The organism is Sedimenticola selenatireducens DSM 17993 (assembly GCF_000428045.1).
GTDB lineage: Bacteria > Pseudomonadota > Gammaproteobacteria > Chromatiales > Chromatiaceae > Sedimenticola > Sedimenticola selenatireducens.
The window spans coordinates 122,617-148,562 of record NZ_ATZE01000003.1 but is presented as its reverse complement, the minus strand read 5'-3'; the positions used below and the strand labels follow the sequence as shown (position 1 = coordinate 148,562).

Below are 25,946 nucleotides of genomic sequence, written 5' to 3'. Positions count from 1 at the left end.
GGCAATGGCCGGGCCATTCCCTTCCTAAACCGCTATTGCCGACCCAAACCAAGAAGGGCCTATCCAAGATAGACCCTTCTTGGTTCAGCAAATAGCTCCGCACATCAACGGGCGGAGAGGGTCTCCTTGAGAATCTTTGGAGTCACAAAAATCAGCAACTCCTTGTTGGTGTCCGTACGCAACTCCTGCTTGAACATGAAGCCGACATAGGGCAGATCACCAAAGAAAGGTATCCGTTCACTACCAACGCTCTCCTCACGCTCGAACACACCACCCAGCACCACGGTTTCTCCATTCTCAACCAGCACCGAGGTTTCTATCGATCGGGTATCAAGTGGTGGCACGCCCAACACCGAACGGCTGAAATCGGCATTATCCTTGGTGATGTTCAGATCCATAATAACCCGGTCATCCGGAGTGATATGGGGTGTCACCTCAAGTTTCAGTACCGCCTCCTTGAAGGATACCGAGGTCGCACCGCTGGAGCTGGCCTCTTGATAGGGGATTTCAACACCCTGCTTGATCACCGCAGTGCTCTGATCCGAGGTAATCACCCGGGGACTGGAGACGATCTCGCCCTTACCTTCCTGCTGCATGGCGGACAGCTCAAGCTGCAGCAGGTAAGAACCCAGCTTTCCGGCGATAAAGTTTATGGCGCCACCCCGGTCGGTGCTCAGCTGCTGGGGTAGATTTACCAACAGTCCTTCCATCCCCGACCCGGCAGGAGACTCCAAGGAACCCTCATGCAGGCCCGCGGTGTTCCCTATATAGCCTTGTTGAGTGCCGTTGATATCCAGAAAGTTGCCGTCCTGCTTCAGGTGGGTACTCAAACCAAACCGCACACCGATATCTCTGGCGAAATCGTCATTGGCAATCACCACGCGTGATTCAATCAGCACCTGACGGACAGCCACATCCAGCCGGTTGATCAACCTGCGAATATCGTCCAGCTTGGCCGCCGTATCCCGCACCAGCAGGGTATTGGTTCTTTCGTCGAAAGTGACATTGCCGCGATCCGGTGTTAACAGCTGATTGCCTTCCGCCTTCAGCAGCTTCTGGATATCCGTCGCCTTGGCATAATTGAGCTGTATATACTCGGAAAACAGCGGTGCCAACTCTTCTATCTGCCGCTGGGACTCCAGCTCCAGTTTCTCGCGCGCAGCGATCTCTTCGGTGGGTGCGATCAGCAGGACATTGCCATTCTGACGCATGGAGAGCCCGCGGGTTTTCATAATAATACTGAGCGCCTGATCCCAAGGCACATTCTTCAACCGGAGTGTGATGTTGCCGGTGACCGTATCCGAAGTGACCAGATTCAGGCCGGTAAAATCCGCCAACAGCTGCAGGACGGCGCGCACCTCGATATCCTGGAAATTGAGCGACAGCCGCTCACCCGTGAAGGTCTCCTTACGGCGCTGGATCTCCTCTTTTTCCTCTTTGGTCAGTGCGCGGAATTCAACAGTAAATAGGTCATTAGCCTGATAGGCAAGATGCTCATACTCACCCTTTGCCATAATCTCAATATGGACATTCTCACCCTGACTAGTCACTTCGAACTGTTTCACCGGCGTAGCAAAGTCGCCCACGTCAAACTTGCGCATCAGGCTCTCTGGAAGTGACGTATTCAAAATATCCAGGACAATCCTGCCCCCCTCTTCGTGCAAATCCACCGCTGCCGCGGGATTACCCAGGGTCAGGATCACCTGTCCTTCACCTCCGTCGCCACGCCGGAAGTCCACATTGCGCAAACTATCGGCCGATTGCGCAGCGTTAGCTCGGGAGGTGGACAGTGCGGATGTGGCCGCGGCACCACCGCTTCTGTTTGCCGCTACCCGGGCACCACCCTTGATGGTGATCTCCAGTTGATTTCCATTCACCACAATGTCATGGCCTGTCGACTCGATCAGGTTAACCACGACCCGGGTGCGGTCCCCCGCCTCAATGGCCGTTACGCTGCGCGCCATGCCAATTCCGATGGCTTGGGTTTTACTGTCCAGGCCGTTGGACATACCGAAAAAATCCAGCGCAATGCGTGCCGGGTTATCGGTAGTGAACATTTGCGGTTTTTCCATCGGCCCCTCCGCACGCAGGGTGATAACGACATCATCACCAGGCAATGCAGAAAAGGTTAACTCTTTCAGGACATTATCTGCCGCATAAACAGGTGCTAGTGAAACGAAGAATAGAAGACAAACAGCCCAGAACGACCGCAGGGAATTTATGGAACCTGACACAGCACTGCCAGCATGGTTCCACTGTTTTGCATCGAGTGGTTTATTATTCATTAACATAGCCCTGTTACTCTCCTGCCAATGCCAAGGAGGCCTGCCGCTCACGGTATCCTCCCTGGCCGTCCGGAATAATCTCCGTCAACTCAACCTGGGTTTCACTGATCTGGGTTATCTGTCCATAGTTGGAGCCAAGATAATTGCCCGCCTTTACCCGGTGAATTGTCTTCTCTTGTGTCTGTATCAACGCCCAGGTGATACCCAGCTGTTCAAGCAGCCCCACCATCCGCAGCGAATCGAGCGGATAACTCTCCAGCTCTTCCTTGCGGCGGTTGAAATCGGGTGACAACCCATTGGCCGCATTCTGTCCAGCCGTCTCCTCCCCCTGACTTTGAGACTCAAATGGGCTTCGCCGTCCATCGCTGATATAGGTAAAAGTTTCTATAGGCTTAATCTCGGGCAGCGGCTCAATATGCCCCGCTTTCCTGGATTTCACCTCGTCCACATAGCTCTTCAGATCGTGCATGCTCCTGTCTGCGCAGGCCGACAACAAGAGAGCCGGGAACAGCACCGCAGCGAGACGAATGAATTTTTTACTCAACATCAATTCGCCTCCTCTTCCAGATAGCGGTATGTCTTTGCCGTTGCCGACATCACCAACACACCCTCTTTACGCGGTGTAACGGAAACATCATGAATGGTCACAATACGCGGCAGTGCCGCCAAGCCACTGATAAAGGCACCCAGCTCGTGGTAGCCGCCAAATACCCGCAGTTGTATCGGCAATTCAGCATAAAACTCCCGTGGAACCTCATCCTGTGGATCAAACAGCTCAAACTCCAGCCCGGAAGCGAGTCCGGTTTGCGAGACATCCACCAGCAGGTCCGCCACCTCGGTCTTGTTCGGCAACTGTCGCAGCATGGCACCAAAAGATTGCTTCATCTCTTCCAGCTGCTTCTTGTATTTCTCCAGATTTACTGCCTTGGCCTGCTTGCGCTCAAACTCTACCCGCAATGCCTGCTCTTTCTTCTCCGCCGTCTCCAGGTTGAGCAACTGCTCTTCGGTATTGAAATAATACCAACCAACCCCTACACCAACGCAGAGCAGAAGGATAATGAACGCCTTTACAGGTGTCGGCCAATTGCCGATATTATTTAGGTCGAGTTCATTCAACTCCTGAAGGTTCATTGCTGACCCCCTTTATCCTTGTTGTGGTCAATCTGCTTGGCCATCAGGGTGAATGTGCCCTTGGATTTTTCAGTACTTGTGATCACCTGGAGGGAAGGGCCGCCTAGCCAGGCCGACGACTCGATGTTTCGCATATAGGCGGAGACCCGGGCGTTGGACTCGGCTATCCCGTTCATTGTCACCCCATCGCCCTTTTGTTCCAGCTTGGTAAGGTGGGTGCCATCCGGGATGGTCGTGACCAGCTCATCAAACAGGTGGACAATCTGCGGCCTGCTCCCCTGCAACGACTGAATAACATTCATACGGGCAATTAGCTGAGCCTTTTGTTTTTCCAAATCCTTGATTTCATTTATTTTTTTATCGACTATTGCAATCTCCTGTCCGAGATAGCCGTTGCGACCCTCCTGGTGGCTGATCATGTCTTCAATATAGAAGTGAACCCCACCACAAGCGCCACCTGCTAAAATCAGGGCAAGCAGTACCGACATGCCAAAATCCTTTTGGCGCTTTTTTCTAAGGTTCTCCCGCCAGGGAAGTAGATTAATATGGGCCATATTAGTCGAAACTCCTTAATGCGAGTCCGCAGGCAATCATCAGCGATGGCGCATCGTTACTTAACCCCTGGGGTTTTACATTGGATGAAACAGACATATTTGCGAAGGGATTGGCGACAATCGTCGGCGTGCCAATTTTCTCTTCTATCAATTCATCGACACCCGGGATCGAGGAACTCCCGCCCGCAAGGATGATATGATCGACGCTGTTATAGGCACTGGACGAGAAGAAAAACTGCAGCGAGCGGCTGACCTGCTGCGCCATTGCATCCTTAAACGGCTCCAGCACTTCAGGTACGTAATTGTCGGGAAGTCCACCCTGACGTTTGGCCATACCGGCCTCCTCATGCGAGAGACCGTAGCGTCGCTGAATCTCCTCAGTCAGCTGTCTGCCACCGAAGTTCTGTTCCCGCGTATAGATGATCTTGCCATTTCGAAGAACATTCAGCGTGGTGGTGGTGGCCCCGATGTCTGCAATCGCAACCGTCTGATCATCGCCACCGTCCGGCAGTTGATCAACGATCTGGCTAAAGGCATTTTCCATTGCATAGGCTTCAACATCAACAACACTGGCAGTCACCCCGGCTATTTCCAGGGCCGCAACACGGTCATCAACGTTCTCGCTACGGGAAGCAGCCAGTAATACATCCATCATTTCAGGGTTCTTCTCGGATGAACCGAGAATCTCGAAATCCAGATTCACCTCTTCCAGCGGATAAGGGATGTACTGATCGGCTTCGAGTTGAATCTGACTCTCCATCTCAGCATCGGAGAGCGATGCGGGCATGGTAATAATCTTGGTGATTACTGCTGAACCGGAAACAGCCACGGCCGCCTGACGCGCCTTGCTGCCGGATCGCCTGATCACGTTTTGGATCGCCTGCCCAACGGCATCGACATCGGCGATATTCTTCTCTACTACTGCATTTGCCGGCAACGGCTCGACAGCATAGGCCTCAACCCTGAATTGGGCGCCCGACCTGCCTGATGATTTACTCAACTCAAGCAGTTTTACTGCCGTCGAACTGATATCCAGCCCAAGCATTGCCTGCTTCTTGGATCCGAAAAAAGGGACCATCGCGTTTCCTTTCTCGCAATTATAATATGGCTTTACGGAGAACTTTTAGGTTTTCCTTTAATTAGAATAGTTAACTATATAGCAGTAAATGATTTTCTTGTGAAGTATTTTTTCTCTAAGACTGTCACAACAACACATTTTTGTTAATATAGCCACGTATCCCCCGGACAATATATTCTGGATCCCCATCAATACACAATCCGTGAACTGGCTCATGAAGTGGTTAATGAAACTGATCAGGTTTTTCCTTTGGCTCGGCCTGCTGGGATCCATCGCCGGCGCAATCGCTGTTGCGTCACTCTACTACTATCTTGAACCCTCACTCCCCTCCACCGAGAATCTGAAAAGCGTCAAATTTCAGGTTCCGTTACGCGTTTACTCAAGCGATCACAAACTCATTGCCGAGTTTGGTGAAATGCGCCGCATCCCTCTAAGCTATAATGCCATACCCGAACCGATGGTTCAGGCTTTTTTAGCCGCCGAGGATGATCGTTTTTTTGAGCATCCGGGTGTCGACTACAAGGGATTGATGCGGGCCGCCTACCAATTGCTACTTACCGGTGAACGCCGGCAGGGCGGCAGCACTATCACCATGCAGGTAGCACGAAATTTTTTCCTTTCCAGCGAAAAGACCTTCACACGCAAGTTCAGTGAGATTTTTTTGTCCCTCCGCATAGAGAATGAACTGACAAAAGAGGAGATACTGGAGCTATACCTTAATAAGATATATATGGGCAATCGTGCCTATGGGGTTGGCGCTGCCGCCATGGTCTACTACGGAAAAACGGTAGACCAGCTGACACTGCCACAGATCGCCATGATTGCGGGCCTGCCCAAGGCGCCTTCCCGCTACAATCCACTGGCCGACCCTGAGCGGTCGCTACAAAGAAGGGACTATGTACTCGGACGCATGGCGAAGCTTGGCTTCATCACTGAACAGGAAGAGATGGCGGCCAGGGCAATACCAATCACTGCATCACTGCATACCGCCCAAACCGAGGCCGACGCACCCTATATCGCCGAAATGGTCAGAGCCGAAATGTTCGACCGATATGGCAACGACGCCTACACCACCGGCTTTAACGTCTACACCACCATCGACAGCAAACTACAGTCCGTCGCCAACCGGGCTCTGAGAAACAATCTGCAAGCCTACGATCTGCGGCATGGCTATCGCGGCGCCGAACAACACCTCAATCTCTCTGGCAACGAAGACGACCACACACTGGATGCACTCCTCAGGGATCACCGGATCGTCGGTGATCTGCCGCCCGCCATTGTCACCGGCATTGAAGAAAAAAGCGCCACTCTCTATCTCGGAGAAGGCCGCTATGAAACCTTGTCGTGGGAGGGACTGGAGTGGGCGCGGCCATTTAAAACTGAAAACAGGGTTGGCCCTAAGCCCCAACGCGCGGATGAGATCATTAAGCCAGGAGACCTGGTTCGGGTGCTGGCAGAAAGCGGGGATGACGGAGCAAGACTCCGACTTGCTCAGATACCTGCAGCCGAAAGTGCCTTTATATCACTTCATCCGGACAATGGAGCCATCCAGACACTATCGGGCGGATACGACTTCTATCACAGCAAGTTCAACCGGGTTACGCAAGCCATGCGCCAGCCTGGCTCAGGCTTCAAGGCCATCATCTACTCCGCGGCACTCGAGGCAGGCTTCACCGCCGCCAGCCTGATTAACGATGCTCCCGTTGTGTTTGACGACCCCAGCCTGGAGGGCGCCTGGCGCCCGGAGAACTACAGTGGAAAATTCTTTGGCCCTACCCGGTTAAGATATGCATTAACCAAATCCCGAAACCTTGTTTCAATACGCCTGCTACGATCCATGGGCATCGAACACGCCCTGGAGCACGCAAAAAAATTCGGCTTCAATCCAGACGACCTGCCGCACAACCTCTCACTGGCACTGGGCAGTGGCGCAGTCACACCATTACAAATGGCATCGGCCTACGCAATCCTGGCGAATGGCGGTTTCAGGGTGGAACCCTATTTCATCAGCCGCATCGAAAGAGACAATGGCGAGCTGATATTTCAAGCCACGCCTGCCACCGTCTGCGACGGCTGCACAGAAGAGAATTCCGCGGGCCTGCCGATTGCGCCACGGGTTATCTCCCCCCAGAACCACTACTTGATGAATTCAATGATGCGTGACGTGATATCCCGCGGCACGGCGATCAAGGCCCGCTCGCTCGGACGCTCGGACCTCGCCGGCAAAACCGGCACCACCAACGACCAGCGTGACGCCTGGTTTAACGGCTTCAATCGATCTCTGGTGGCAATCACCTGGGTTGGGTTTGATTCATCCAAACCGCTCGGGCGAGGTGAAGTCGGTGGGCGTGCCGCACTGCCGGCATGGATTGAATTCATGCAGACCGCATTAAACGATGTTCCCGAACAGCCGCTGAAAGTCCCAACCGGCATGGTCACCGTACGGATCGACCCCAAGACGGGAAAGCGCGCAAGTGTCGATCAGGATGATGCAATTTTTGAAGTCTTTCGCAGTGAAAATGCCCCACGGGAAAGCTCCAGCGAGGCCGCTTCCAATACCGACCCGGGCAAACCCATTAAGGGTACTGCCAGCGAGGAGCAGATTTTCTAACCAAGGAGCATCGACATGCCGCGTCGTTCAGCACCCCGCGCGCTCAGGCATCAGATCGCTATTGAGGCGGCGCAATTAATTGCCGAGCAGAGTGACCTCAGCTACGCCCAGGCCCGCAACAAAGCCGCCAAGCGGCTGAGGTGCACGGACCAGCGGCAGCTGCCGGAAAACCGCGAAATCGAGCTGGCATTAAAAAACCACCTGCAGCTGTTCCAACCCACCGCCCAGGCAACACAACTGCATGAACTCAGAAAAAGTGCGGCGGAGGCCATACGGCTTTTCAGCCCCTACCACCCACGTCTCATCGGTCCGGTACTGACCGGCGTTGCAAACCAGCACACTCCGGTTACGCTTATTCTCTTTTCCGACACTGTTGAATCCGTAGCGATCGCACTGATGGACTGGAAAATCCCTTGTCGACAACGTGAAGTAACACTGGATTACAGCAACAAAAAGCGCGTTATGCGGACAGTATTCAGCTTCCATGCCGGCGAACACCAAATTGAGCTGCTTGTGCTGCCGGAGTCGGAACGCCACAACCTGCCCCTGGACCCGACAGAAGGACGCCCCCAGAAGGGGGCGTCGCTGGACCAACTATTGACGCTGCTCGCGTCCGACTAACGCTTGCTTACCGGAACATAATCGCGCTTCGGGGCACCGGTGTAGAGCTGACGCGGACGGCCGATGCGGAACTCGGGGTCATCCATCATTTCCATCCAGTGAGCAACCCAGCCAACGGTCCTGGCCACGGCAAACATCACCGTGAACATGCTGGTGGGAATGCCCAGCGCCTGATAGATAATGCCGGAGTAGAAGTCCACATTCGGATACAGCTTGCGCTCGACAAAGTACTCGTCCTCCAAGGCCACCTGCTCAAGGCGCAGGGCCAGTTCGAACAGCGGATTGTCGTTATCCTTCATGTTCTCAAGCACCTCATGGCACACCTCACGGATCAGGGTGGCGCGCGGGTCGAAGTTCTTGTAGACACGGTGACCAAAGCCCATCAGGCGGAACGGATCGTCCTTATCTTTGGCCTTGGCGATGTACTTGTCGATCTGGGAGACATCACCGATCTCATTCAGCATATCGAGCACTGCCTCATTGGCGCCACCGTGAGAGGGCCCCCACAGAGACGCGATCCCAGCTGCAATACAGGCAAACGGATTGGCCTGGGAACTGCCTGAGAGACGCACGGTCGAGGTACTGGCGTTCTGCTCATGGTCGGCATGCAGAATAAACAGCGTGTTGATCGCCTTCACCGCAACCGGATCCGGTGAGTATTCCTCACAGGGATTGCTGAACATCATGCGCAGGAAGTTTTCACAATAGTCCAGATCATTTCGCGGATAAATGAAGGGTTCGCCAACATTGTGCTTGTAGCTGGCCGCCGCGATGGTCGGCATCTTGGCAATCAATCGGTGGGCGGAAATTTCACGATGCCGTGGATTATTGATATCCAGGGAATCGTGGTAGAAGGCGGAGAGTGACCCCACCACGCCGACCATAATACCCATCGGGTGTGCATCATACTGGAAACCGTCGAAGAAGTTCTTCAAGGTCTCCTTAATCATCGTGTGGTGACGAATGGTGTTATCAAATTTCGCCATCTCTTCGGCAGAAGGCAGGTCGCCGTACATAAGCAGGTAGGCCACCTCGAGAAAGCTCGCCTCCTTGGCCAACTGTTCGATGGGATACCCCCGATAACGCAGGATACCCTTATCACCATCGATATAGGTGATGGCACTTCGGCAACTTGCCGTAGCCACGAAACCGGGATCATAGGTAAACATACCGGTGTGCTTGTAAAGGGTCGAGATATCCGCGACTTCCGGCCCTTCGGTGCCCTTGTACACAGGCAGATCTACAGAGGTTCCATCCACTTTGTTGGTTAAGGTTACTTTTTTATCTGACATAAGTTCACTTTCTCCTGCCATAAACTGGCTAACTGGCCTTTTATATAACAGTCGGCCGATCAGAACAACCCTTAAGCATGTAACCGGACGATCGTCCAACATGCATTACCTCTAAACTGCCTGGCAATTTGACCACTTTCTAAACGAAAATTTGCCAACACCCGGCTGTAGGGCAGAATTCCCAAAATTTTGCAAGTGCAGCAATGCTACCAAAATTATATTTGGACGCAATGACTGCATTTTTTAATACAGCACATTGAAATATTGAATACTGCCGAATACCGAAGGCGAAGGGATTGTCGATGGTCCGTTAAGCGCAGACGCGTTAAAGCATAGACCATCCACTAAATAACAACACTCTTTTAAGATACGCGCCATCCAGCACATCTGCGCATCCCTGCGCTCCACACTATCGGAAGTCTTTTCAAGCAAAAATAAAAGGCACCGAAGTGCCTTTTATTTGATTTCCTGCTTTGCGCTACGCTTAACCGCGCGAATAACGCTTGCGGAACTTGTCTACACGACCAGCGGTATCCATAATCTTCTGTTTTCCGGTGAAGAACGGATGGCAGGCTGAGCAGACTTCCACGTGCAGATCCTCACACAGCGCCGAACGAGTGGTAAACTCGTTTCCACAGCTGCAAGCCACTTTAATCTCTTCGTACTGGGGGTGGATATCCGCTTTCATGACAGCCTCTGAATAAACTCAAACTACCCGCATAATTAAGACGGGGTGAACGGGGCATTATAGCCAAGACCGACACATCACGCAAGACACAAGCCCGACCTACCGTCCAGGACCACGTCCGGGAACCAACGGAATCACCTTCGCTGAACGCCCTCTACTCATGGCGCCGGAGAACCCTTTGTTAGTAAGCTCGTGGAGTCGTTCAACCAGCCCCCCTTCGCCCATCATCTGGTCCCACATCATCCTGGAAATCCGAATACAGGCTCCCATGGGGCTTTTACAGCGGCGGCGCTCCTGATCAATGCGCCACTGCAGTCGGCGCAGCCGATCCTGCTGTTCTTCAGGCGCCTGCTCAATAACCTGATTGATTGTCGCCCTGCGCAGCGCTTCAAACGCCGACATATCGGTGTTGGCCAACTTCAGCCACTGATCAAAATCCACCCTCTGTCCATTACCCGCCGAATCCATTGCTCATCCCTCCTCACCGGCACGCCGCTAATCCCCAAACGGCAACCAGTTCACAGCCCCATGATGAAATCCTAGCACACGGATATTGCTGCTGCTTTTAGACCCCTCTCCCTATCCACTTATACATGACCGCACATTTAAAGTAGCCCGGCAACCACGTCATCCAAAAATAGCCAACCGGATTCCGATGCCCTGATGATGCCGTCCTCATGCAACAGTAGCCCGCGCCCGAGTAATTCATCCAACCCGGCCCACAAATCAGCCTCGCCCAACCCGGTCCTTTCAGGGAACAATTCCACGGCAAAACCCGCCTTTAGCCTTAGGGCATTCATCATAAATTCAATCAGCAGGTCTGCAGGCAGAAGCTGCCGGCGGCCCGATACCGCTGCCTCACTACCGGCTTTCCGCAGATACTCATCCGGCTGCCTGACACGCCACGCACGCTCAACAAGCCAGGAGGAAGAATCTGTGAGCTTGCCATGTGCTCCAGCGCCTATGCCGATGTAGTCGCCAAATCGCCAATAGTTGAGATTGTGCCGGCAAGCACGGCCGTTACGCATGTAGGCCGACACCTCATACTGCTGATAGCCGGCATCCCCCAGCAGCTGGCGGCCCGCCAGTTGAAAATCATGCGCCCTATCTTCACCCGGCATGGCCACAGGCGGTTGACGATGGAATGGGGTATTCGGCTCAAGGGTCAATTGGTAATAGGAGATGTGATCAGGGCTGGCTTCAATGGCCAGACGCACATCCTTACAGGCCATCTCCAGGGTCTGCCCCGGCAAACCGCTCATCAGATCCAGATTGATTGAATCAAAACCGGCAGACCGGGCGCTTTCAATCGCCGCAAACACCTCCTCCGGGCCATGTATCCGGCCAAGCCGCTCAAGGGACTCCTGATGAAAGCTCTGCACACCGATGGAGAGGCGATTCACCCCTGCCTCCCGATAACCGCGATAACGCCCCTGCTCCAGCGTGCCGGGATTCGCCTCCAGGGTCACTTCCATCCCGGCACCACAGCGCAAACGCGCCTCAACACCAATCAGCAGCCGATGGATTGACTCGGCGGAAAACAGGCTCGGGGTACCCCCACCGATAAACAGACTGTGCAATTCACGGTCGCCGGTCGCGTGGCGCGACAGCTCATAATCGAGATCAGCGAGCAGGGCTTCGATATACGCTCCTTCCGCCAAATCCGTCCGCACCTGATGAGAATTGAAATCGCAATACGGGCACTTTCGTACACACCAGGGCAGATGAATATACAACCCCAACGGCGGCGGCAACGGCCTATGACTCATCAGATATCCCTCTCGCTCACAACCATCAAAATCGGTTTTCACCCCATCAACATTAAGCGCTTTGCAACGCTACCCACAGGGAGTAGCATATTGGCCCATTTGTCATTAAATAGCTCGCATGAGGGGAAAAATGTTTGAACAGCTCAGCGCCGCACCGGCCGATCCCATCCTTGGTCTGACGGAAGCCTTCAAAAAGGATACCCGTACCGACAAAATCAATCTCGGTGTCGGAATATATAAGGACGAGGCGGGCACCACTCCTATCCTCTCATGTGTCAAAAAAGCCGAAGAGCGGTTGCTGAGCCAAGAGACCAGCAAAAGCTATCTGAGTATTGAGGGCACCCCCGAATACGGGCTGGGCGTCCAGCGCCTGCTGTTCGGCAGCGACAGCGATATCATCCGTGCCGGCCGCGCCCGTTCGGCCCATGCACCTGGTGGCACCGGCGCCCTGCGCATTTGCGCCGAGTTCATCGCCCGGCACATGCCGAGCAGACGCATCTGGGTCAGCAACCCGACCTGGGCCAACCATGGCAACATCTTCCAGGCGGCTGGCCTGGAAGTGGCCACCTATGACTATTACAACGCGGAAGCCAAGGACAAGGACTTCGCGGCCATGAAGAATTCGCTGCTGCAGGTCGCCGCCGGGGATACCGTGCTGTTTCACGGTTGCTGCCACAATCCGACCGGCATCGATCCCACCGCCGACGAGTGGGAAGAGTTGGCCAGGCTCTCCGCCGCGGGCGGCTGGCTGCCTTTGTTCGACTTCGCTTACCAGGGTTTCGCCAAAGGGATCGAGGACGATGCTGCCGGCCTGCGCATCTTCACCGAGCACAACCCGGAACTGCTGGTGGCCAGCTCATTCTCCAAAAATTTCGGGCTCTATAACGAGCGCGTAGGCGGCATCACGCTGCTGGCAAAAGAGGCCGACCAGGCCGATAACGCCTTCAGCCAGATCAAATCCATCATTCGCGCCAACTACTCCAACCCGCCGTTCCACGGCAGCGGCATCGTCACCACCATCCTCAACAACGCCTCGCTGTATGCGGAGTGGGAGAAAGAGGTGGCGGAGATGCGTAACCGTATCCAGGCGATGCGCGATCTGTTCGTCGCCACCCTGAAGGAGAAGGGGGTTGATCAGGATTTCAGCTTTATCAGCCGTCAGTGCGGCATGTTCTCCTTCTCCGGCCTGAACCCGGATCAGGTGAAACGCCTGAAAGATGAGTTTGGTATCTATATTGTGGGCTCGGGCCGCATCAGCGTTGCCGGCATGACGCGCAACAACATGGACGCACTCTGCAGCGGTATTGCCCAGGTGCTGTAAACGGATAACCTGCAACGGCAGGGTATCGCCCAACAAAAAACGCCCAGTTTGACTCGGGCGTTTTTTGTTGGTCTGTCAGTCAACAATCAGCTATTGGCAAACTCCACACCCTTGGCGATATTACCCTCCAGGGTCGGCAACATCTCATCAAACAGTTTCTGCTCATAGGCGCTCAGGGTGCCGGCCGGGAGGATCTCTTCAACACCGTTTTTGCCCAGACGGACCGGGAGGGAGAGGAAGCGGGTCGGCTGATTCTCCACCTCGACATAGGTGCAGACCACGGACTCCTGGCCATTCAGGGCATCCAGCAGGGTCAGGGCAAAACGGGCACCGGCATCCGCCATGGAGAGAGTTGCGGAACCGCCACCAGCCTTGGCCTCAACCACCTCAGTGCCGGCATTCTGAATTCTTGGGGTCAGGCTCTCGATCTCTTCCTGGGAGAACTCAATACCAATCTGGGAAAGCAGTGGCAGGATGGTGTTACCGCTGTGACCACCGATCACCGGAATATTCAGGCTGGTGGGGTCCAGACCCTTCAGTTCCGCCACGAAGGTGTTGGAACGGATGATGTCCAGAGTAGTGATACCGAACAGTTTGCGCTTGTCATAAACACCAGCCTTCTTCAGAACTTCAGCCGCGATGGGCACGGTGGAGTTTACCGGGTTGGTAATAATTCCGTAACAGGCGTTGGGGCAGACTTTTGCACCGGTCTCCACCAGCGATTTCACAATACCGGCATTGACGTTAAACAGGTCATCACGGGACATCCCCGGCTTACGCGGTACACCGGCCGGAATAATTACGATATCGCTATTCGCCATCGCCGCTTCCAGCTGATCAGCGCCGTGACCCGAAACCTTCACAGGCGTCGGGATGTGGCTCAGGTCCGCCGCAACACCAGGTACCATAGGATTAACATCGTACAACGCCAGCTCTGAACCAGCAGGCATGGCATTTTTGAGTAGGAGGGCCAGTGGCTGACCGATGCCGCCGGCAGCGCCAAGAACGGATACCTTCATGAGATTAATCCTCTGCAGTAGTGTTAGGGGTTTACTTAGAATAGCTGAAAATCGGACGAAATATTACGGCATTTCCACACAAGAATCCATGCTCGCAGGGAAAAACCGCAGAAATAATAGGACATTCATACTAATTTTCCATAAAAATCCGGAAATAGTCGAAAAAATAGCCCTAAAGCAACAAAATTCGGGTTACTATTTATTTGCATTGGTATAATCTATTCGATAATTCTATATTCATTATTTGTTTTTTTAATCTAAAACCCGCAACCCCGTATATATAAGGAATAGAACATGACAGACGACCTGCGCGAGGCGTCACTCGATTATCACCGCTTTCCGAAGCCAGGAAAGATGGAGATCGTTGCCACCAAAAAAATGGTCAACCAACGCGATCTCGCACTCGCTTATTCGCCCGGCGTGGCCGCCGCCTGTGAGGAGATTGTCCGTGACCCCAATGAGGTAGCCAGCCTCACCTCCAGGGGTAACCTGGTGGCCGTCATCACCAACGGCACCGCCGTACTGGGTCTTGGCGCCATCGGTCCATTGGCAGCCAAGCCGGTCATGGAAGGGAAGGCCGTTCTGTTCAAGAAATTTGCCGGTGTCGATGTGTTCGATATCGAGCTCGATCTGAAAGATCCGGAAAAAATCATAGAAACCGTTGCCGCCATGGAACCGACTTTCGGCGGCATCAACCTGGAGGATATCAAGGCGCCAGAATGTTTCGAGATTGAGCGCCGACTGCGGGAACGCATGAACATACCGGTGTTCCATGACGATCAGCACGGCACCGCCATTGTGGTTGCCGCTGCGGTGCGCAACGGTCTGCGGGTCGCTGGTAAGAAAATTGAGGAAGTGCGGCTTGTCTGCACCGGTGCCGGCGCCGCGGCACTGGCCTGCCTCAATCTACTGGTGAGCATGGGGCTTAAAAAAGAGAACATTCGGGTCGTTGACCGGGACGGCGTAGTCTACAAGGGTCGCAAAGAGGACATGGACCCCTACAAGGAAGCATATGCGGTGGAGACCGACCAGCGCACCCTGGATGAGGTCATCGAAGGGGCCGATATCTTCATGGGCCTCTCGGGACCCGGCGTATTGAAACAGCACCAGGTAAAGAAAATGGCCAATCCGCCGTTCATTCTGGCCCTCGCCAACCCGACACCGGAGATCACTCCGGAAGAGGTGCTCGCGGTCGCACCGGATGCCATTATTGCCACCGGGCGTTCCGATTACCCGAACCAGGTCAACAATGTGCTCTGTTTTCCGTTCCTGTTCCGGGGCGCCCTGGATGTGGGTGCCACCACGATTAACGAGCACATGAAAATCGCCTGCGTTGAAGCGCTCGCCGACCTGGCGATGAAAGAGGCCTCCGACCAGGTTCAGGCCGCCTACGGCGGACAGGCGCTGCAGTTCGGTCGTGAGTACCTGATCCCCAGACCGTTCGATCCGCGACTAATGACCGACCTGCCGCCGAAGATCGCCCAGGCGGCGATGGACTCCGGCGTGGCCACCCGCCCGATCCAGGACTTCCATGAGTATCGCCGCACCCTGAGAGAATTTGTTTTCCGCTCTGGCCTGGTGATGAAGCCGGTATTCGAACGGGCCATCTCCAATCCGCAGCGTGTGGTATTCGCGGAGGGCGAGGCGACTCGGGTATTGCAGGCTGTTCAGGTGTTGGTGGATGACGGCATTTGTAAACCCATCCTGATCGGACGTCCGGAGGTGATCGAAGAGAAAGCCAAGGGTCTTGGACTGCGCTTCCGACTCGGCCAGGATGTCAAGGTCGTGAACATGAACGATAACCCGAACTTCGAACGGGACTGGCAACACTACCATGAGATCGAGGGACGCAACGGTGTCTCACCCGCATTCGCACGTGGCGTGGTACGCACACGCTCCACGGTGTTGGCGGCACTGCTGACCCGGCAGGGCGATGCGGACGCTATGATCTGCGGCGTGGAGGGCGCCTACATCCAGCATCTGAAGTATATCCGCAGTGTTATCGGTATTCGTGAAGACACCACCGACTGTTCGGCCATCACTATGCTGATTCTGTCCAAGGGTACCTTCTTCCTGACCGATACCCATGTGACCCCGGACCCCTCGCCAAAGCAGATCGCCAAGAAGACGGCCATGGCTGCAGAAATAGTCAGGCGCTTTGGCATGTCTCCCAAGGCGGCCCTGTTGTCACACTCGAACTTCGGCAGTCGGGATAATGCCTTCTCTCGCAAGATGAAGGAGGCACGCAGAATTCTGCACGAGCAGTATCCCGGTGTGGTCGTTGAGGGTGAAATGCATGCCGACTCGGCGCTCTCTGATGAGATCCGTGACAAGATTTTTCCTCACTCCCGCTTCAAGGGGGCGGCGAATCTGCTGGTCATGCCCAACCTGGATTCTGCCAATATCTCCTATAACATGGTGAAGATGTTGGGCGAAGCTGTCCCGGTGGGACCGATGCTGACCGGGTTGAAATATCCGGCCCATGCAGTGTCCGACTCGATCACCGTACGCGGCATTGTCAACATGAGTGCGGTGGCGGTGGTTGACGCTATTGACTGGAAAACAACCCACGCAGCAGGCTAAACGGCATAACCGATAGTCTGCATCGTCAAGGGCGTGTACCGAGCAGATCGGGCACGCCCCTTTAGTATCCTTTAATAATTGTTCGATACTATTTTTTGGCATTGAAAAATATTTACGCCTGCAACTGTTACGCACACCAACAAGGCGGCAATATTGCACTAAACACTTATCCTTACGGGTGTTATCAAATCAAGAATCTATTTGCACTCACTGTGCCGATCGCCTATATATAGGCCTCTACACTGTTCTAATAATAACGTTACCAAACCAGAGGAGATCCAGATGAAGCGTCGTGATTTTCTGAAAAAGGCAGCCGTTGGAGCCGTGGCCGCTGGCGCCGCTCCTGCCGTACTTGCCCAAAGCAAAAAGAAGATTCGCTGGAGAATGGCCTCCAGTTTCCCAAAGGCCTTTGACATCATTTTCGGTGGTGCCGAAACCATTGCCGAACGCGTAAAAGCGATGAGCGGCGGTCAGTTTGAAATCATCCCTTATGCTGGCGGTGAGCTGGTCGGCGGCCTTGAGGTATTTGATGCAGTATCCCAGGGTACCGTGCAGATGGGGCACACCGCTTCCTACTACTACATCGGCAAGGATCCCGCCCTGGCCTTCGACTGCTCAGTACCCTTCGGCCTCAACTTCCGCCAGCAGAATGCCTGGCTGTACAAAGGCGGGGGCCTTGAGGCGATGCGCAAGATCTTCGCCGAGCACAACATCATCAATTTCCCTGCCGGTAACACCGGCATGCAGATGGGGGGGTGGTTCCGCAAGGAGGTGAATGCGGTCGCCGATCTGCAGGGTCTGAAGATGCGTATCCCCGGTCTTGGTGGCAAGGTGATGAGCCGTCTCGGTGTCTCGGTACAGGTGCTGGCTGGTGCGGAGATCTATCCGGCGCTGGAGCGTGGCGTTATTGATGCCGCCGAGTGGGTGGGACCCTATGATGACGAGAAGGCCGGCTTTTATAAAGTGGCGCCATACTACTACTACCCGGGCTGGTGGGAACCAGCCCCGACTTTGAGTCTCTATGTCAACCAGAAGGCGTGGGACGATCTGCCCAAGGAGTTTCAGGAGATTATCAGTAGCGCTGCAGCCGTGGCCAATGTGAACATGATGGCCGAATATGATACCGAAAACCCGGCGGCATTGAAGCGCCTGGTGGAGAAGGGTGCCAAGATACGCGATTACACACAGGAGATCCTCACAGCAGGGCGCAAGGAGAGCCTTGCCATGTATGAGGAACTGTCCGCCGAAAACGCACGTTTCAAGGAGATCTACCAAAGCTGGAAGGCGTTCAAGACGGTTTCCGATACCTGGCTCGGCTCCAATGAAATGGCCTACACCAACTTCACCTTCAAGTAATCAACCCCAGCGCGAGACTTAAAAAGCCCCGGCCCCTTAAAAGCCGGGGCTTTTTCATGTAGCGACCGACAACCTCGCTAATAGGGCTGGCCGACACCCATGTTCAACAGCCCGGTTACCAATTGCGGGAAGTAGAACAGCGCGGTCAGACCGATCAGCTGAATCATGATGAACGGGATAGCTCCCCGGTAGATATCGGCCGTCGTCACCGACTTGGGCGCCACACCCCGCAAATAGAAGAGTGAGAAGCCGAACGGCGGCGTCAGGAAGGAGGTCTGCAGGTTCATGCCTATCATGACACCGAACCAGACCAGAGCCATGCGTCCCGGCTCATCGAATTCGGCAAACATCGGGGCGAGAATTCGCACCACCACCGGGGCCAACAGGGGCACGATAATAAAGGCGATCTCGAAGAAGTCGATAAAGAAGCCCAGAACAAACACGGCGAGGTTGACCAGGATCAGGAAACCGATTACACCACCGGGCAGGGAAGTGAGCAGATCCTCCACCCAGAGATCGCCATACAGGCCACGGAACACCAGCGAGAATGCCTGCGAGCCCACCAGAATGAACATCACCATACTGGTCAGCTTGGCCGTCTCGGTCATGCTCTCCAGCATTGAGGATAGGGTCAGACGGCGCTTTAGCACGGCCAGGATCATGGCACCAACCGCACCGAAGGCGCCCGCCTCGGTGGGTGTTGCCCAGCCGACAAAGATGCTCCCCAGCACCACCACGATCAGTGCCAGTGGCGGAATCATCACCAGGCCGATTTCGCGACTCAGCTTCTTGCCTTCCATGGCACGTGCCTCTTTCGGCATGGCCGGCGCCAGCGTTGGCCGGGTTAATGCCACCAGGCCAATATAGGCCATGTACATGGCGGAGAGCATCAGGCCGGGAATCAGCGATCCAACAAAAAGGTCACCCACTGGAGCGCCCAACTGGTCGGCCAGTACAATCAGCACAATACTGGGCGGAATCACCTGTCCAAGCGTACCGGATGCTGAGATGATGCCGCAGGCAAGAGACTTGGAATAGCGGTACTCCAACATGATTGGCAAAGCAATCAGGCCCATCGCCACTACCGTGGCACCGACCACGCCGGTCGCCGCCGCCAGCAGGGTCCCCACGATCACCACCGAGAAGCCGAGCCCACCACGCACCCGGCCAAAGGCAATACCCATGGTCTTTAGCAGATCCTCCGCCAGACCCGTTCGTTCCAGCAGCATGCCCATCAGGATGAAGAAGGGAACGGCCAGCAGGGTGTAGTTCTGCATCACCCCGAAGATGCGTTGCGACATGGCCTGCAGCAGGGCAAAGTCAAACAGCTCCATGTTGATGCCGATGGCGGCAAAACCCAGCGCCGTACCGCCCAGAGCAAAGGCCACCGGATAACCCATGAAGATCAGCAGCAGTGCGCCCCCGAACATGATGGGACCTAGCAGGTCCGGATTCATACCCCTTCCTCCCCATGTCCCGATCGGGGGAAGGGGATCTGCCCCTTGAGAAACGCAATCTGTTTGATCAGTTCACTGATGCCCTGAACAATCAGCAGCACAAAGGCGATAGGTATAACCGACTTGATCAGATAGCGCGGCAAACCGCCCGGATCGGGCGAGACTTCCAGGATCGCCCAGGAGTCAGCCGCGTATGAGTAACTGACCCAGACGATCAGTACCGACAGCGGAATCAGAAACAGGCAGGTGCCGATGATATCGATCCACGCCTTGGCGCGTTCGGATACGCGCGAATAGAGGATATCCACTCGAACATGGGCCTGATGCTTCAAGGCATAACCGGCACCCCACAGAAACACCAGGCTGAACATGTACCACTGCGCTTCGATATAGGCATTGGAACTCAGGTCCATACCGATCGTCTGACTCAACTTGCGCGTCACCGCATTATAGACACCCAGCAGCACCATGATCAGAACCAGCCAGGAGATCAGCCGGCCAATCCGTTCATTCACGGCATCGATAATGCCGGAAAAACGTAAAAGTTTTTGCATAGAGTAGAACCCCTCGGGGCAATTATTATGGGATACTGCGGCTAGGCCCTTGAACAATACAAGATTCAACGGCAGGAAACCACCTCCTTGCCAACAATGCAATTGGTATGGAAAACCATCAAAGACCACGCTTTATCTTCGCTGGGTTGTAGGCGAAAATTCCTTGAATAATCTTTGGCCATCTCGGGTACATCGACACCATGAACACAAATTACGGCGCTGTAGAAAATGCACTCCCGGCACTGTCCACACTGCTGGGCGAACGGCTCTCAACCGCGCCAGCGGTCCGCGAGCATCACGGGCATGATGAGTCCGGCTTCCAGACCGTGCCACCGGATGCGGTGGCCTTTGCCCACAGCACAGAAGAGGTGAGTGAGATCATGCAGATCTGCGCCCGCCATAAAGTGCCGGTGATCGCCTACGGCACCGGCACTGCCATCGAAGGGCACGTGCAGGCACTACACGGAGGGGTCTGCATCGACCTGAGCCAGATGGACCAGATTCTGCAAGTCAATCAGGATGACATGGATTGCACGGTACAGGCCGGCGTGACCCGGTTGCAACTGGAGAGTCATCTGCGCGATACCGGCCTGTTCTTTCCGGTCGATCCGGGAGCCAACGCATCCCTCGGCGGCATGGCGGCCACCAGCGCCTCGGGGACCAACGCGGTGCGCTACGGCACCATGAAGGAGAATGTACTCTCACTCAGGGTGGTGATGGCGGACGGACGCATCATCCAGACCGGCACCCGGGCAAAAAAATCCTCCGCCGGCTACGACCTGACCCACCTGTTTATCGGCTCGGAGGGTACCCTCGGAATCATTACCGAGGTGACCCTGCGGCTGCACGGCCTGCAGGAGGCGATCTCTTCGGCTGTCTGCGGCTTCCCGAGCGTGGATGATGCCATCAATATGGTGATTCTCACCATTCAGTCGGGTATACCGGTCGCCCGCATCGAACTGCTCGACGCATTGATGATGCAGGCCATCAACCGCTACTCGAAAATGGACTATCCGGAGCAACCCCACCTGTTCCTCGAGTTTCACGGCAGCGAAGCCAGTGTCAGGGAGCAGGCCGAGGCGGTGCAGGGCATCGCCAGTGAATTCAACGGCAGCGACTTTACCTGGACCACTCGTAGCGAGGAGCGCAACCGGCTTTGGAAGGCCCGTCACGACGCCTACCCTTCAGCACTGCAACTGCAGCCGGGCACCCGCGCCATCACCACCGATGTCTGTGTGCCGATCTCCCGTCTGGCGGAGTGTATTCGCGAGACCCGCCTGGATATCGACCGGGCCAGCATGCCCATTGTGATGCTGGGCCACGTGGGGGACGGCAATTTCCATCTGGCCATCCTGCCGCACCCGGATCGCCCCGAGGATATCGACGAGGCGGAAGAGCTGAATCACCGGCTGGTGCGCCGAGCCCTGGCGATGGACGGCACCTGCACCGGCGAGCATGGCATCGGGCAGGGCAAGATCCAGTTCCTTGAGGAGCAGAACCCGGAAGGGGTGGTACTGATGCGCCAGATCAAACAGTCCCTGGACCCGGACAATCTGCTCAATCCGGGCAAAGTGCTGCGCATGGAATAAACGGTGCCATGGTAGAAAAGGTTTTCTGGCAAGACCCTTATCTGTCGCGACTGGAGGCAACGATTGCTTCTGTCAGTGGCAATGATATTACCCTGGACCGGACCATCTTCTACGCCTTTTCCGGTGGCCAGGAGAGCGACCGGGGCAGTATTGGCAATTGCCCGGTTGTGGCCGCCAGCAAACAGGGCCATGAGATCATTTATACACTGGAACCGGGGCACCCGCTCAAACCGGGCGACAGGGTAGTGATCGAAATCGACTGGCCGCGCCGCTATCGCCTGATGCGTCTGCACTTTGCCTGTGAACTGGTGCTGGAGCTGGTCTACCGGGCGCTGCCGGGGATTGAAAAGATTGGCGCCCATATAGCCGAGGAGAAGGCGCGGATCGATTTTCTGTTTAGCGAAAGCCTGGGCGGCTTGCTGCCGGATCTGACGGCACAGGTCAATGCCATAGCTGCACAGGATTTTGTAATCACCAGCGACTACAGCGACCGTGACAATGGAAAACGCTTCTGGGCCATCGAGGGCTTTTCCCGCGTCCCTTGTGGAGGCACCCATTTGAAACGGACCAGTGAGATCGGCGCCGTCACCCTGAAGCGCAAAAACCCCGGCAAAGGCAAAGAGCGTATCGAGATCCGGGTGGAGTGATGCCAGCGATGCAGGCCGATCTTGGAAAATACCAGCCGCCTCCGGATGTCGGCCTCAACATCATCTATCAGGACGACGCGCTGCTGATTCTGGACAAGCCCAGCGGCCTGCTCTCGGTGCCCGGTCGGGGCGCGGAAAAACAGGACTCCCTGGCCCTGCGGGTGCAGGCCAGGATTCCCGACGCCATGATCGTGCATCGTCTCGACATGGCTACCTCCGGCATCATGGTAATGGCGCGTGGCCGGGAAATGCACCGCGCCCTGAATCGCCTGTTCCAGCAACGGGAGATCGGCAAACGCTATATCGCCATCGTGGACGGCCGGCTCGATCCACCAGCCGGGACTATTCGCCTGCCGCTGATTACCGACTGGCCGAACCGGCCAAGGCAGAAAGTGGACCACGAGACGGGCAAACCGTCCATTACCCACTATCGTCTGTTGAGCTATCAGCCGGAAAAAGAGTGCAGCCGGGTGGAACTGGTTCCGGAAACCGGCCGCTCGCATCAGCTGCGGGTGCACATGCTCGCCATTGGTCATGTGATTATTGGCGATAACCTGTATGCCGGCTCTGCATGCCGGCAACAATCACCACGCCTGCTGTTACATGCCTGTGAACTCTCCCTGCTTCACCCGCTGAGCGGGAAACCGATGCAGTTTCAATCCGAGCCACCGTTTTAGCTCGCCGGCACCGACCAAAAGTACCCGCTGTTGAAATCTCTGCCATAATTATCGGGGATAGCGTCGGCAGTCGACCGAATATCAGGCTGAAATAAAGGAATATGCATTCATGGCCGGACACACTTTATTGCTGTTGGAAGATGATGAGCCGTTACGGGAATATTACAGTCTGTCGCTGCAAGCCCATCACTATGAAGTGATTCAGGCTGACAACAGCAAGGATATCCTGAAGCTGGTGGAGCGCTACCAGCCGGCGCTGATCATCACCGACCTGGTAATGCCGGACCACGACGGCCTGGAAGGCATCTTCAAACTGATCAGCGAATACAAAATCCCGGTGATCGTTATCTCCGCCTACCCGGAATTTATCCAACTCGCCAAACCGGTGGTCGCCACCACCTACGTCAAGCCGCTATCCGCCGATGACCTGGTGCGTGCCGTGGAAAATATCCTCAACCCGCGGACGCATGCCCAGCGAAACGGGAAATAACCTGGGGAAAAACTGTCAGATCGGCTGTAGATTGGCATAGGCCACTACCAGCCACTTGGCACCGGCCTGTTCAAAATTGACCTGGACCCGGGCACTGCCGCCCTGACCCTCGGCATTCAACACCACACCCTCGCCGAACTTGGGATGCAGCACCCGCTGGCCCAACTGGAAGCCGCAGGCGTCATCCGCAAAGCCGGTTGATGCACCACCATAAACCGGGCGGCTGACCTGAGGTCGGGAGCGGATCTCTCGTACCAGCTCACCGGGAATCTCCCGCAGGAAACGCGAGGGCAGGGGATAGGACTCACTGCCGTGCAATCGCCTACTCTCGGCATAGGTGAGGTAGAGCTGCTCCATGGCCCGGGTCATGCCCACGTAACAGAGACGCCGCTCCTCCTCCAGTCGTTCGGGATCTTCTGCCGACATGCTGTGGGGGAACAGCTTCTCCTCCACCCCGGCGATAAACACCAACGGGAACTCCAGCCCCTTGGCCGAGTGCAGGGTCATCAGTTGCACGCAGTCTTCAAACTGGTCACCCTGATTCTCCCCGGCCTCCAGCGCCGCATGGGAGAGAAACGCCGACAGCGGGTCCAGCTCATCCTCATCCGCGGCAGTTTCATAGGTAAACTCCCGGGCTGCATTGACCAACTCCTCCAGGTTCTCTACCCGATCCTGTCCCTTGCCGTCACGGCTTTTGCGGAAATGCTCCGCCAGTCCGGCCACCGTGATCACCTGATCGGCCAACTCGTGCAGCGCCAGTCCCTGGGTACCCACCCGTTGCTCGGCGATCAGTTCCAGAAAACCATTTAGCGCGCTGGCCGCACGTTTGGCCATGGCGCCGCCCTGGACCAGCTCATGAGCGGACTGCCACAAGGAGCAGCCGAAGTCGCGGGCATGGGCACGCACCGCATCCAGGGTGCGTGGACCAATACCACGGGGCGGCTGATTGACCGCCCGTTCAAACGATGGGTCTTCCTGGGGGTTGGCCAACAGGCGCAGATAGGCGAGGGCATCCTTGATCTCGGCGCGCTCAAAAAAGCGCAGGCCGCCATAGACCCGGTAGGGCAGCTGGGCCTGGATCAGTGCCTCTTCGAACTGCCGCGACTGGGCGTTGGAGCGGTAGAGGATGGCACACTCATCCCGGCGGTGACCCTCCTCGGTAAAGTGACGAATACGCTCCGCCACAAAGCGCGCCTCATCCACCTCATTGAAGGCGTTGTAGAGCAGGATCGGCTCGCCGTCACTGCCGTCGGTCCAGAGCTCCTTGCCCAGCCGCGAGGGATTGTTGGCGATAACCGCGTTGGCTGCCTTGAGAATGGTGGCGGTGGAGCGGTAGTTCTGCTCCAGCCGCAACAGCGGTGCCGCGGGGAAATGCTTGCGAAAATCCCGAATATGCTCCACCCGGGCACCCCGCCAGCCATAAATGGACTGGTCGTCGTCACCCACCGCGAACAGATTGTTCTGTTCGCCCGCCAGCAGACGCAGCCAGGCGTACTGGATGGTATTGGTATCCTGGAACTCATCCACCAGGATATGCTGGAAGCGTTCACGATAGTGGTGCAGGATATCCGGCCGGTCGCGCAGCAGTTCATGGGCGCGCAGCAGCAGCTCGGCAAAATCCACCACACCACCTCGTTCACAGGCAGCCTGATATTCGCTGTAGATACGGATCATGGTGCGCTGATAGGGATCGCCCCCATCATCCATATGCTGGGGCCGCACCCCCTCATCCTTGCGCCCGTTAATGAACCACTGTGCCTGGCGCGGCGGCCAGCGCGCCTCATCCAGATCCATCGCCTTGAGCAGGCGCTTGATCATGCGGTACTGATCGTCGGAATCCAGAATCTGGAAACTCTGCGGCAGACTGGCATCCTTCCAGTGGGCACGCAGCAGGCGGTGGGCGAGGCCATGAAAGGTGCCGACCCACATGCCCCCCACCGGCTGGCCCAGCAGGGTTTCGATACGCCCCTTCATCTCCCGGGCCGCCTTGTTGGTGAAGGTAACCGCCAGGATATTCCAGGGCGCCGCGCCCACCACCTGCAGCAACCAGGCGATCCGGTGCACCAGCACCCGGGTCTTGCCACTGCCGGCACCTGCCAGCACCAGCATACCACCCGGCGGGGCGGAGACCGCCTCGCGCTGGGCATCATTCAAACCTTCGAGAATATGTGAAACGTCCATCGGATTATCTTAACAGTGGTTGCCCTGGATCACGACCGCTTGT

Annotated in this window: 22 protein-coding genes; 9 read left to right on the top strand and 13 right to left on the bottom strand. The window is 55.8% G+C overall.

The annotated features are described in order from the left end of the window. Positions 1 to 104: 104 nt before the first annotated feature. From pilQ to A3GO_RS0103760, 5 genes are read right to left on the bottom strand one after another with little or no spacing between them, the layout of a single operon-like run. Positions 105 to 2,285 (bottom strand): type IV pilus secretin PilQ, encoded by a 2,181-nt coding sequence (pilQ, locus tag A3GO_RS0103780; protein WP_084609733.1) that lies wholly within the window; start codon positions 2,283 to 2,285, stop codon positions 105 to 107. Positions 2,286 to 2,298: 13 nt separating this feature from the next. Further along, positions 2,299 to 2,832 (bottom strand): pilus assembly protein PilP, encoded by a 534-nt coding sequence (locus A3GO_RS0103775; protein ID WP_157606702.1) that lies wholly within the window; start codon positions 2,830 to 2,832, stop codon positions 2,299 to 2,301. Continuing rightward, the gene (locus tag A3GO_RS0103770; RefSeq protein ID WP_029132267.1) at positions 2,832 to 3,416 is read right to left on the bottom strand and encodes a type IV pilus inner membrane component PilO; all 585 of its coding nucleotides are present in this window, start codon (positions 3,414 to 3,416) and stop codon (positions 2,832 to 2,834) included. Before A3GO_RS0103770 ends, A3GO_RS0103775 begins: the two co-directional genes overlap by 1 nt. After that, entirely contained in the window at positions 3,413 to 3,970 is a 558-nt protein-coding gene (locus A3GO_RS0103765; protein ID WP_029132266.1) for a PilN domain-containing protein, read from the bottom strand. Before A3GO_RS0103765 ends, A3GO_RS0103770 begins: the two co-directional genes overlap by 4 nt. Position 3,971: 1 nt before the next feature. Beyond that, positions 3,972 to 5,048, bottom strand: coding sequence for a pilus assembly protein PilM (locus tag A3GO_RS0103760; protein ID WP_029132265.1), 1,077 nt, complete (start codon positions 5,046 to 5,048; stop codon positions 3,972 to 3,974). A gap of 226 nt (positions 5,049 to 5,274) precedes the next feature. On the opposite strand from A3GO_RS0103760, the gene A3GO_RS0103755 reads away from it, so the two are divergent. Continuing rightward, positions 5,275 to 7,659: a penicillin-binding protein 1A gene (locus A3GO_RS0103755; protein WP_245621655.1), complete on the top strand. Its 2,385-nt coding sequence runs from the start codon at positions 5,275 to 5,277 to the stop codon at positions 7,657 to 7,659. 15 nt (positions 7,660 to 7,674) lie between these two features. Continuing rightward, the gene (locus A3GO_RS22415; protein ID WP_051301804.1) at positions 7,675 to 8,280 is read left to right on the top strand and encodes a hypothetical protein; all 606 of its coding nucleotides are present in this window, start codon (positions 7,675 to 7,677) and stop codon (positions 8,278 to 8,280) included. Here A3GO_RS22415 and A3GO_RS0103745 read toward each other — a convergent pair. The 4 genes from A3GO_RS0103745 to hemW all read right to left on the bottom strand — a co-directional run bounded on the left by A3GO_RS0103745 (position 8,277) and on the right by hemW (position 12,029). Then, a complete protein-coding gene (locus tag A3GO_RS0103745) occupies positions 8,277 to 9,572 on the bottom strand; it encodes a citrate synthase (protein WP_029132263.1) in 1,296 nt (431 codons plus the stop codon). The two genes, A3GO_RS22415 and A3GO_RS0103745, sit on opposite strands and share 4 nt — an antisense overlap. A gap of 484 nt (positions 9,573 to 10,056) precedes the next feature. Next, positions 10,057 to 10,260, bottom strand: coding sequence for a 50S ribosomal protein L31 (rpmE, locus tag A3GO_RS0103740; RefSeq protein WP_029132262.1), 204 nt, complete (start codon positions 10,258 to 10,260; stop codon positions 10,057 to 10,059). Between the two features lie 99 nt (positions 10,261 to 10,359). After that, a complete protein-coding gene (locus tag A3GO_RS22410) occupies positions 10,360 to 10,728 on the bottom strand; it encodes a DUF3135 domain-containing protein (RefSeq protein WP_037374633.1) in 369 nt (122 codons plus the stop codon). A 137-nt stretch (positions 10,729 to 10,865) separates the two neighbouring features. Beyond that, positions 10,866 to 12,029: a radical SAM family heme chaperone HemW gene (gene hemW, locus A3GO_RS0103730; protein ID WP_029132261.1), complete on the bottom strand. Its 1,164-nt coding sequence runs from the start codon at positions 12,027 to 12,029 to the stop codon at positions 10,866 to 10,868. A 130-nt stretch (positions 12,030 to 12,159) separates the two neighbouring features. On the opposite strand from hemW, the gene A3GO_RS0103725 reads away from it, so the two are divergent. After that, on the top strand, positions 12,160 to 13,350 hold the full coding sequence (locus A3GO_RS0103725; RefSeq protein ID WP_029132260.1) for an amino acid aminotransferase: 1,191 nt from the start codon (positions 12,160 to 12,162) through the stop codon (positions 13,348 to 13,350). An 86-nt stretch (positions 13,351 to 13,436) separates the two neighbouring features. Here A3GO_RS0103725 and mdh read toward each other — a convergent pair whose 3' ends face one another. Then, positions 13,437 to 14,369, bottom strand: a complete 933-nt coding sequence (gene mdh, locus A3GO_RS0103720) for a malate dehydrogenase (protein WP_029132259.1) — start codon at positions 14,367 to 14,369, stop codon at positions 13,437 to 13,439. 294 nt (positions 14,370 to 14,663) lie between these two features. Between mdh and A3GO_RS0103715 the strand changes: the two genes are divergently transcribed. Beyond that, positions 14,664 to 16,952, top strand: a complete 2,289-nt coding sequence (locus A3GO_RS0103715; protein ID WP_029132258.1) for an NADP-dependent malic enzyme — start codon at positions 14,664 to 14,666, stop codon at positions 16,950 to 16,952. Between the two features lie 282 nt (positions 16,953 to 17,234). After that, complete coding sequence (locus A3GO_RS0103710; protein WP_029132257.1) at positions 17,235 to 18,308, top strand: TRAP transporter substrate-binding protein; 1,074 nt, start codon at positions 17,235 to 17,237, stop codon at positions 18,306 to 18,308. A 77-nt stretch (positions 18,309 to 18,385) separates the two neighbouring features. Here A3GO_RS0103710 and A3GO_RS0103705 read toward each other — a convergent pair whose 3' ends face one another. Continuing rightward, complete coding sequence (locus A3GO_RS0103705; RefSeq protein WP_029132256.1) at positions 18,386 to 19,765, bottom strand: TRAP transporter large permease; 1,380 nt, start codon at positions 19,763 to 19,765, stop codon at positions 18,386 to 18,388. Continuing rightward, entirely contained in the window at positions 19,762 to 20,319 is a 558-nt protein-coding gene (locus A3GO_RS0103700; protein WP_029132255.1) for a TRAP transporter small permease subunit, read from the bottom strand. The genes A3GO_RS0103705 and A3GO_RS0103700 overlap by 4 nt, the downstream gene beginning before the upstream one ends. 200 nt (positions 20,320 to 20,519) lie before the next feature. Here A3GO_RS0103700 and A3GO_RS0103695 point away from each other — a divergent pair, with 200 nt between their 5' ends. From A3GO_RS0103695 to A3GO_RS0103680, 4 genes are all read left to right on the top strand, one after another. After that, positions 20,520 to 21,908, top strand: coding sequence for an FAD-binding oxidoreductase (locus tag A3GO_RS0103695; protein WP_029132254.1), 1,389 nt, complete (start codon positions 20,520 to 20,522; stop codon positions 21,906 to 21,908). A gap of 8 nt (positions 21,909 to 21,916) precedes the next feature. After that, positions 21,917 to 22,555 (top strand): alanyl-tRNA editing protein, encoded by a 639-nt coding sequence (locus A3GO_RS0103690; protein WP_029132253.1) that lies wholly within the window; start codon positions 21,917 to 21,919, stop codon positions 22,553 to 22,555. Beyond that, entirely contained in the window at positions 22,555 to 23,232 is a 678-nt protein-coding gene (locus A3GO_RS0103685; protein WP_029132252.1) for an RluA family pseudouridine synthase, read from the top strand. The genes A3GO_RS0103690 and A3GO_RS0103685 overlap by 1 nt, the downstream gene beginning before the upstream one ends. Positions 23,233 to 23,341: 109 nt before the next feature. Next, positions 23,342 to 23,722 (top strand): response regulator, encoded by a 381-nt coding sequence (locus tag A3GO_RS0103680; RefSeq protein WP_029132251.1) that lies wholly within the window; start codon positions 23,342 to 23,344, stop codon positions 23,720 to 23,722. 15 nt (positions 23,723 to 23,737) lie between these two features. Here A3GO_RS0103680 and uvrD read toward each other — a convergent pair whose 3' ends face one another. Then, the gene (gene uvrD, locus A3GO_RS0103675; protein WP_029132250.1) at positions 23,738 to 25,903 is read right to left on the bottom strand and encodes a DNA helicase II; all 2,166 of its coding nucleotides are present in this window, start codon (positions 25,901 to 25,903) and stop codon (positions 23,738 to 23,740) included. Between the last annotated feature and the right edge of the window lie 43 nt (positions 25,904 to 25,946).

Excerpts from the sequence above, each read along its gene's own strand:
- A3GO_RS0103685 (WP_029132252.1), top strand. The coding sequence starts at position 22,555 with ATGCCAGCGATGCAGGCCGATCTTGGAAAATACCAGCCGCCTCCGGAT.
- A3GO_RS22410 (WP_037374633.1), bottom strand. The coding sequence starts at position 10,728 with ATGGATTCGGCGGGTAATGGACAGAGGGTGGATTTTGATCAGTGGCTG.
- A3GO_RS0103695 (WP_029132254.1), top strand. The coding sequence starts at position 20,520 with ATGAACACAAATTACGGCGCTGTAGAAAATGCACTCCCGGCACTGTCC.
- A3GO_RS0103725 (WP_029132260.1), top strand. The coding sequence starts at position 12,160 with ATGTTTGAACAGCTCAGCGCCGCACCGGCCGATCCCATCCTTGGTCTG.
- A3GO_RS0103680 (WP_029132251.1), top strand. The coding sequence starts at position 23,342 with ATGGCCGGACACACTTTATTGCTGTTGGAAGATGATGAGCCGTTACGG.
- A3GO_RS0103765 (WP_029132266.1), bottom strand. The coding sequence starts at position 3,970 with ATGGCCCATATTAATCTACTTCCCTGGCGGGAGAACCTTAGAAAAAAG.
- A3GO_RS0103690 (WP_029132253.1), top strand. The coding sequence starts at position 21,917 with ATGGTAGAAAAGGTTTTCTGGCAAGACCCTTATCTGTCGCGACTGGAG.
- A3GO_RS0103745 (WP_029132263.1), bottom strand. The coding sequence starts at position 9,572 with ATGTCAGATAAAAAAGTAACCTTAACCAACAAAGTGGATGGAACCTCT.
- rpmE (WP_029132262.1), bottom strand. The coding sequence starts at position 10,260 with ATGAAAGCGGATATCCACCCCCAGTACGAAGAGATTAAAGTGGCTTGC.
- A3GO_RS0103705 (WP_029132256.1), bottom strand. The coding sequence starts at position 19,765 with ATGAATCCGGACCTGCTAGGTCCCATCATGTTCGGGGGCGCACTGCTG.
- A3GO_RS0103760 (WP_029132265.1), bottom strand. The coding sequence starts at position 5,048 with ATGGTCCCTTTTTTCGGATCCAAGAAGCAGGCAATGCTTGGGCTGGAT.
- A3GO_RS0103775 (WP_157606702.1), bottom strand. The coding sequence starts at position 2,832 with ATGTTGAGTAAAAAATTCATTCGTCTCGCTGCGGTGCTGTTCCCGGCT.
- uvrD (WP_029132250.1), bottom strand. The coding sequence starts at position 25,903 with ATGGACGTTTCACATATTCTCGAAGGTTTGAATGATGCCCAGCGCGAG.
- A3GO_RS0103710 (WP_029132257.1), top strand. The coding sequence starts at position 17,235 with ATGAAGCGTCGTGATTTTCTGAAAAAGGCAGCCGTTGGAGCCGTGGCC.
- A3GO_RS22415 (WP_051301804.1), top strand. The coding sequence starts at position 7,675 with ATGCCGCGTCGTTCAGCACCCCGCGCGCTCAGGCATCAGATCGCTATT.
- A3GO_RS0103700 (WP_029132255.1), bottom strand. The coding sequence starts at position 20,319 with ATGCAAAAACTTTTACGTTTTTCCGGCATTATCGATGCCGTGAATGAA.
- mdh (WP_029132259.1), bottom strand. The coding sequence starts at position 14,369 with ATGAAGGTATCCGTTCTTGGCGCTGCCGGCGGCATCGGTCAGCCACTG.
- A3GO_RS0103755 (WP_245621655.1), top strand. The coding sequence starts at position 5,275 with ATGAAACTGATCAGGTTTTTCCTTTGGCTCGGCCTGCTGGGATCCATC.
- A3GO_RS0103715 (WP_029132258.1), top strand. The coding sequence starts at position 14,664 with ATGACAGACGACCTGCGCGAGGCGTCACTCGATTATCACCGCTTTCCG.
- pilQ (WP_084609733.1), bottom strand. The coding sequence starts at position 2,285 with ATGAATAATAAACCACTCGATGCAAAACAGTGGAACCATGCTGGCAGT.
- A3GO_RS0103770 (WP_029132267.1), bottom strand. The coding sequence starts at position 3,416 with ATGAACCTTCAGGAGTTGAATGAACTCGACCTAAATAATATCGGCAAT.
- hemW (WP_029132261.1), bottom strand. The coding sequence starts at position 12,029 with ATGAGTCATAGGCCGTTGCCGCCGCCGTTGGGGTTGTATATTCATCTG.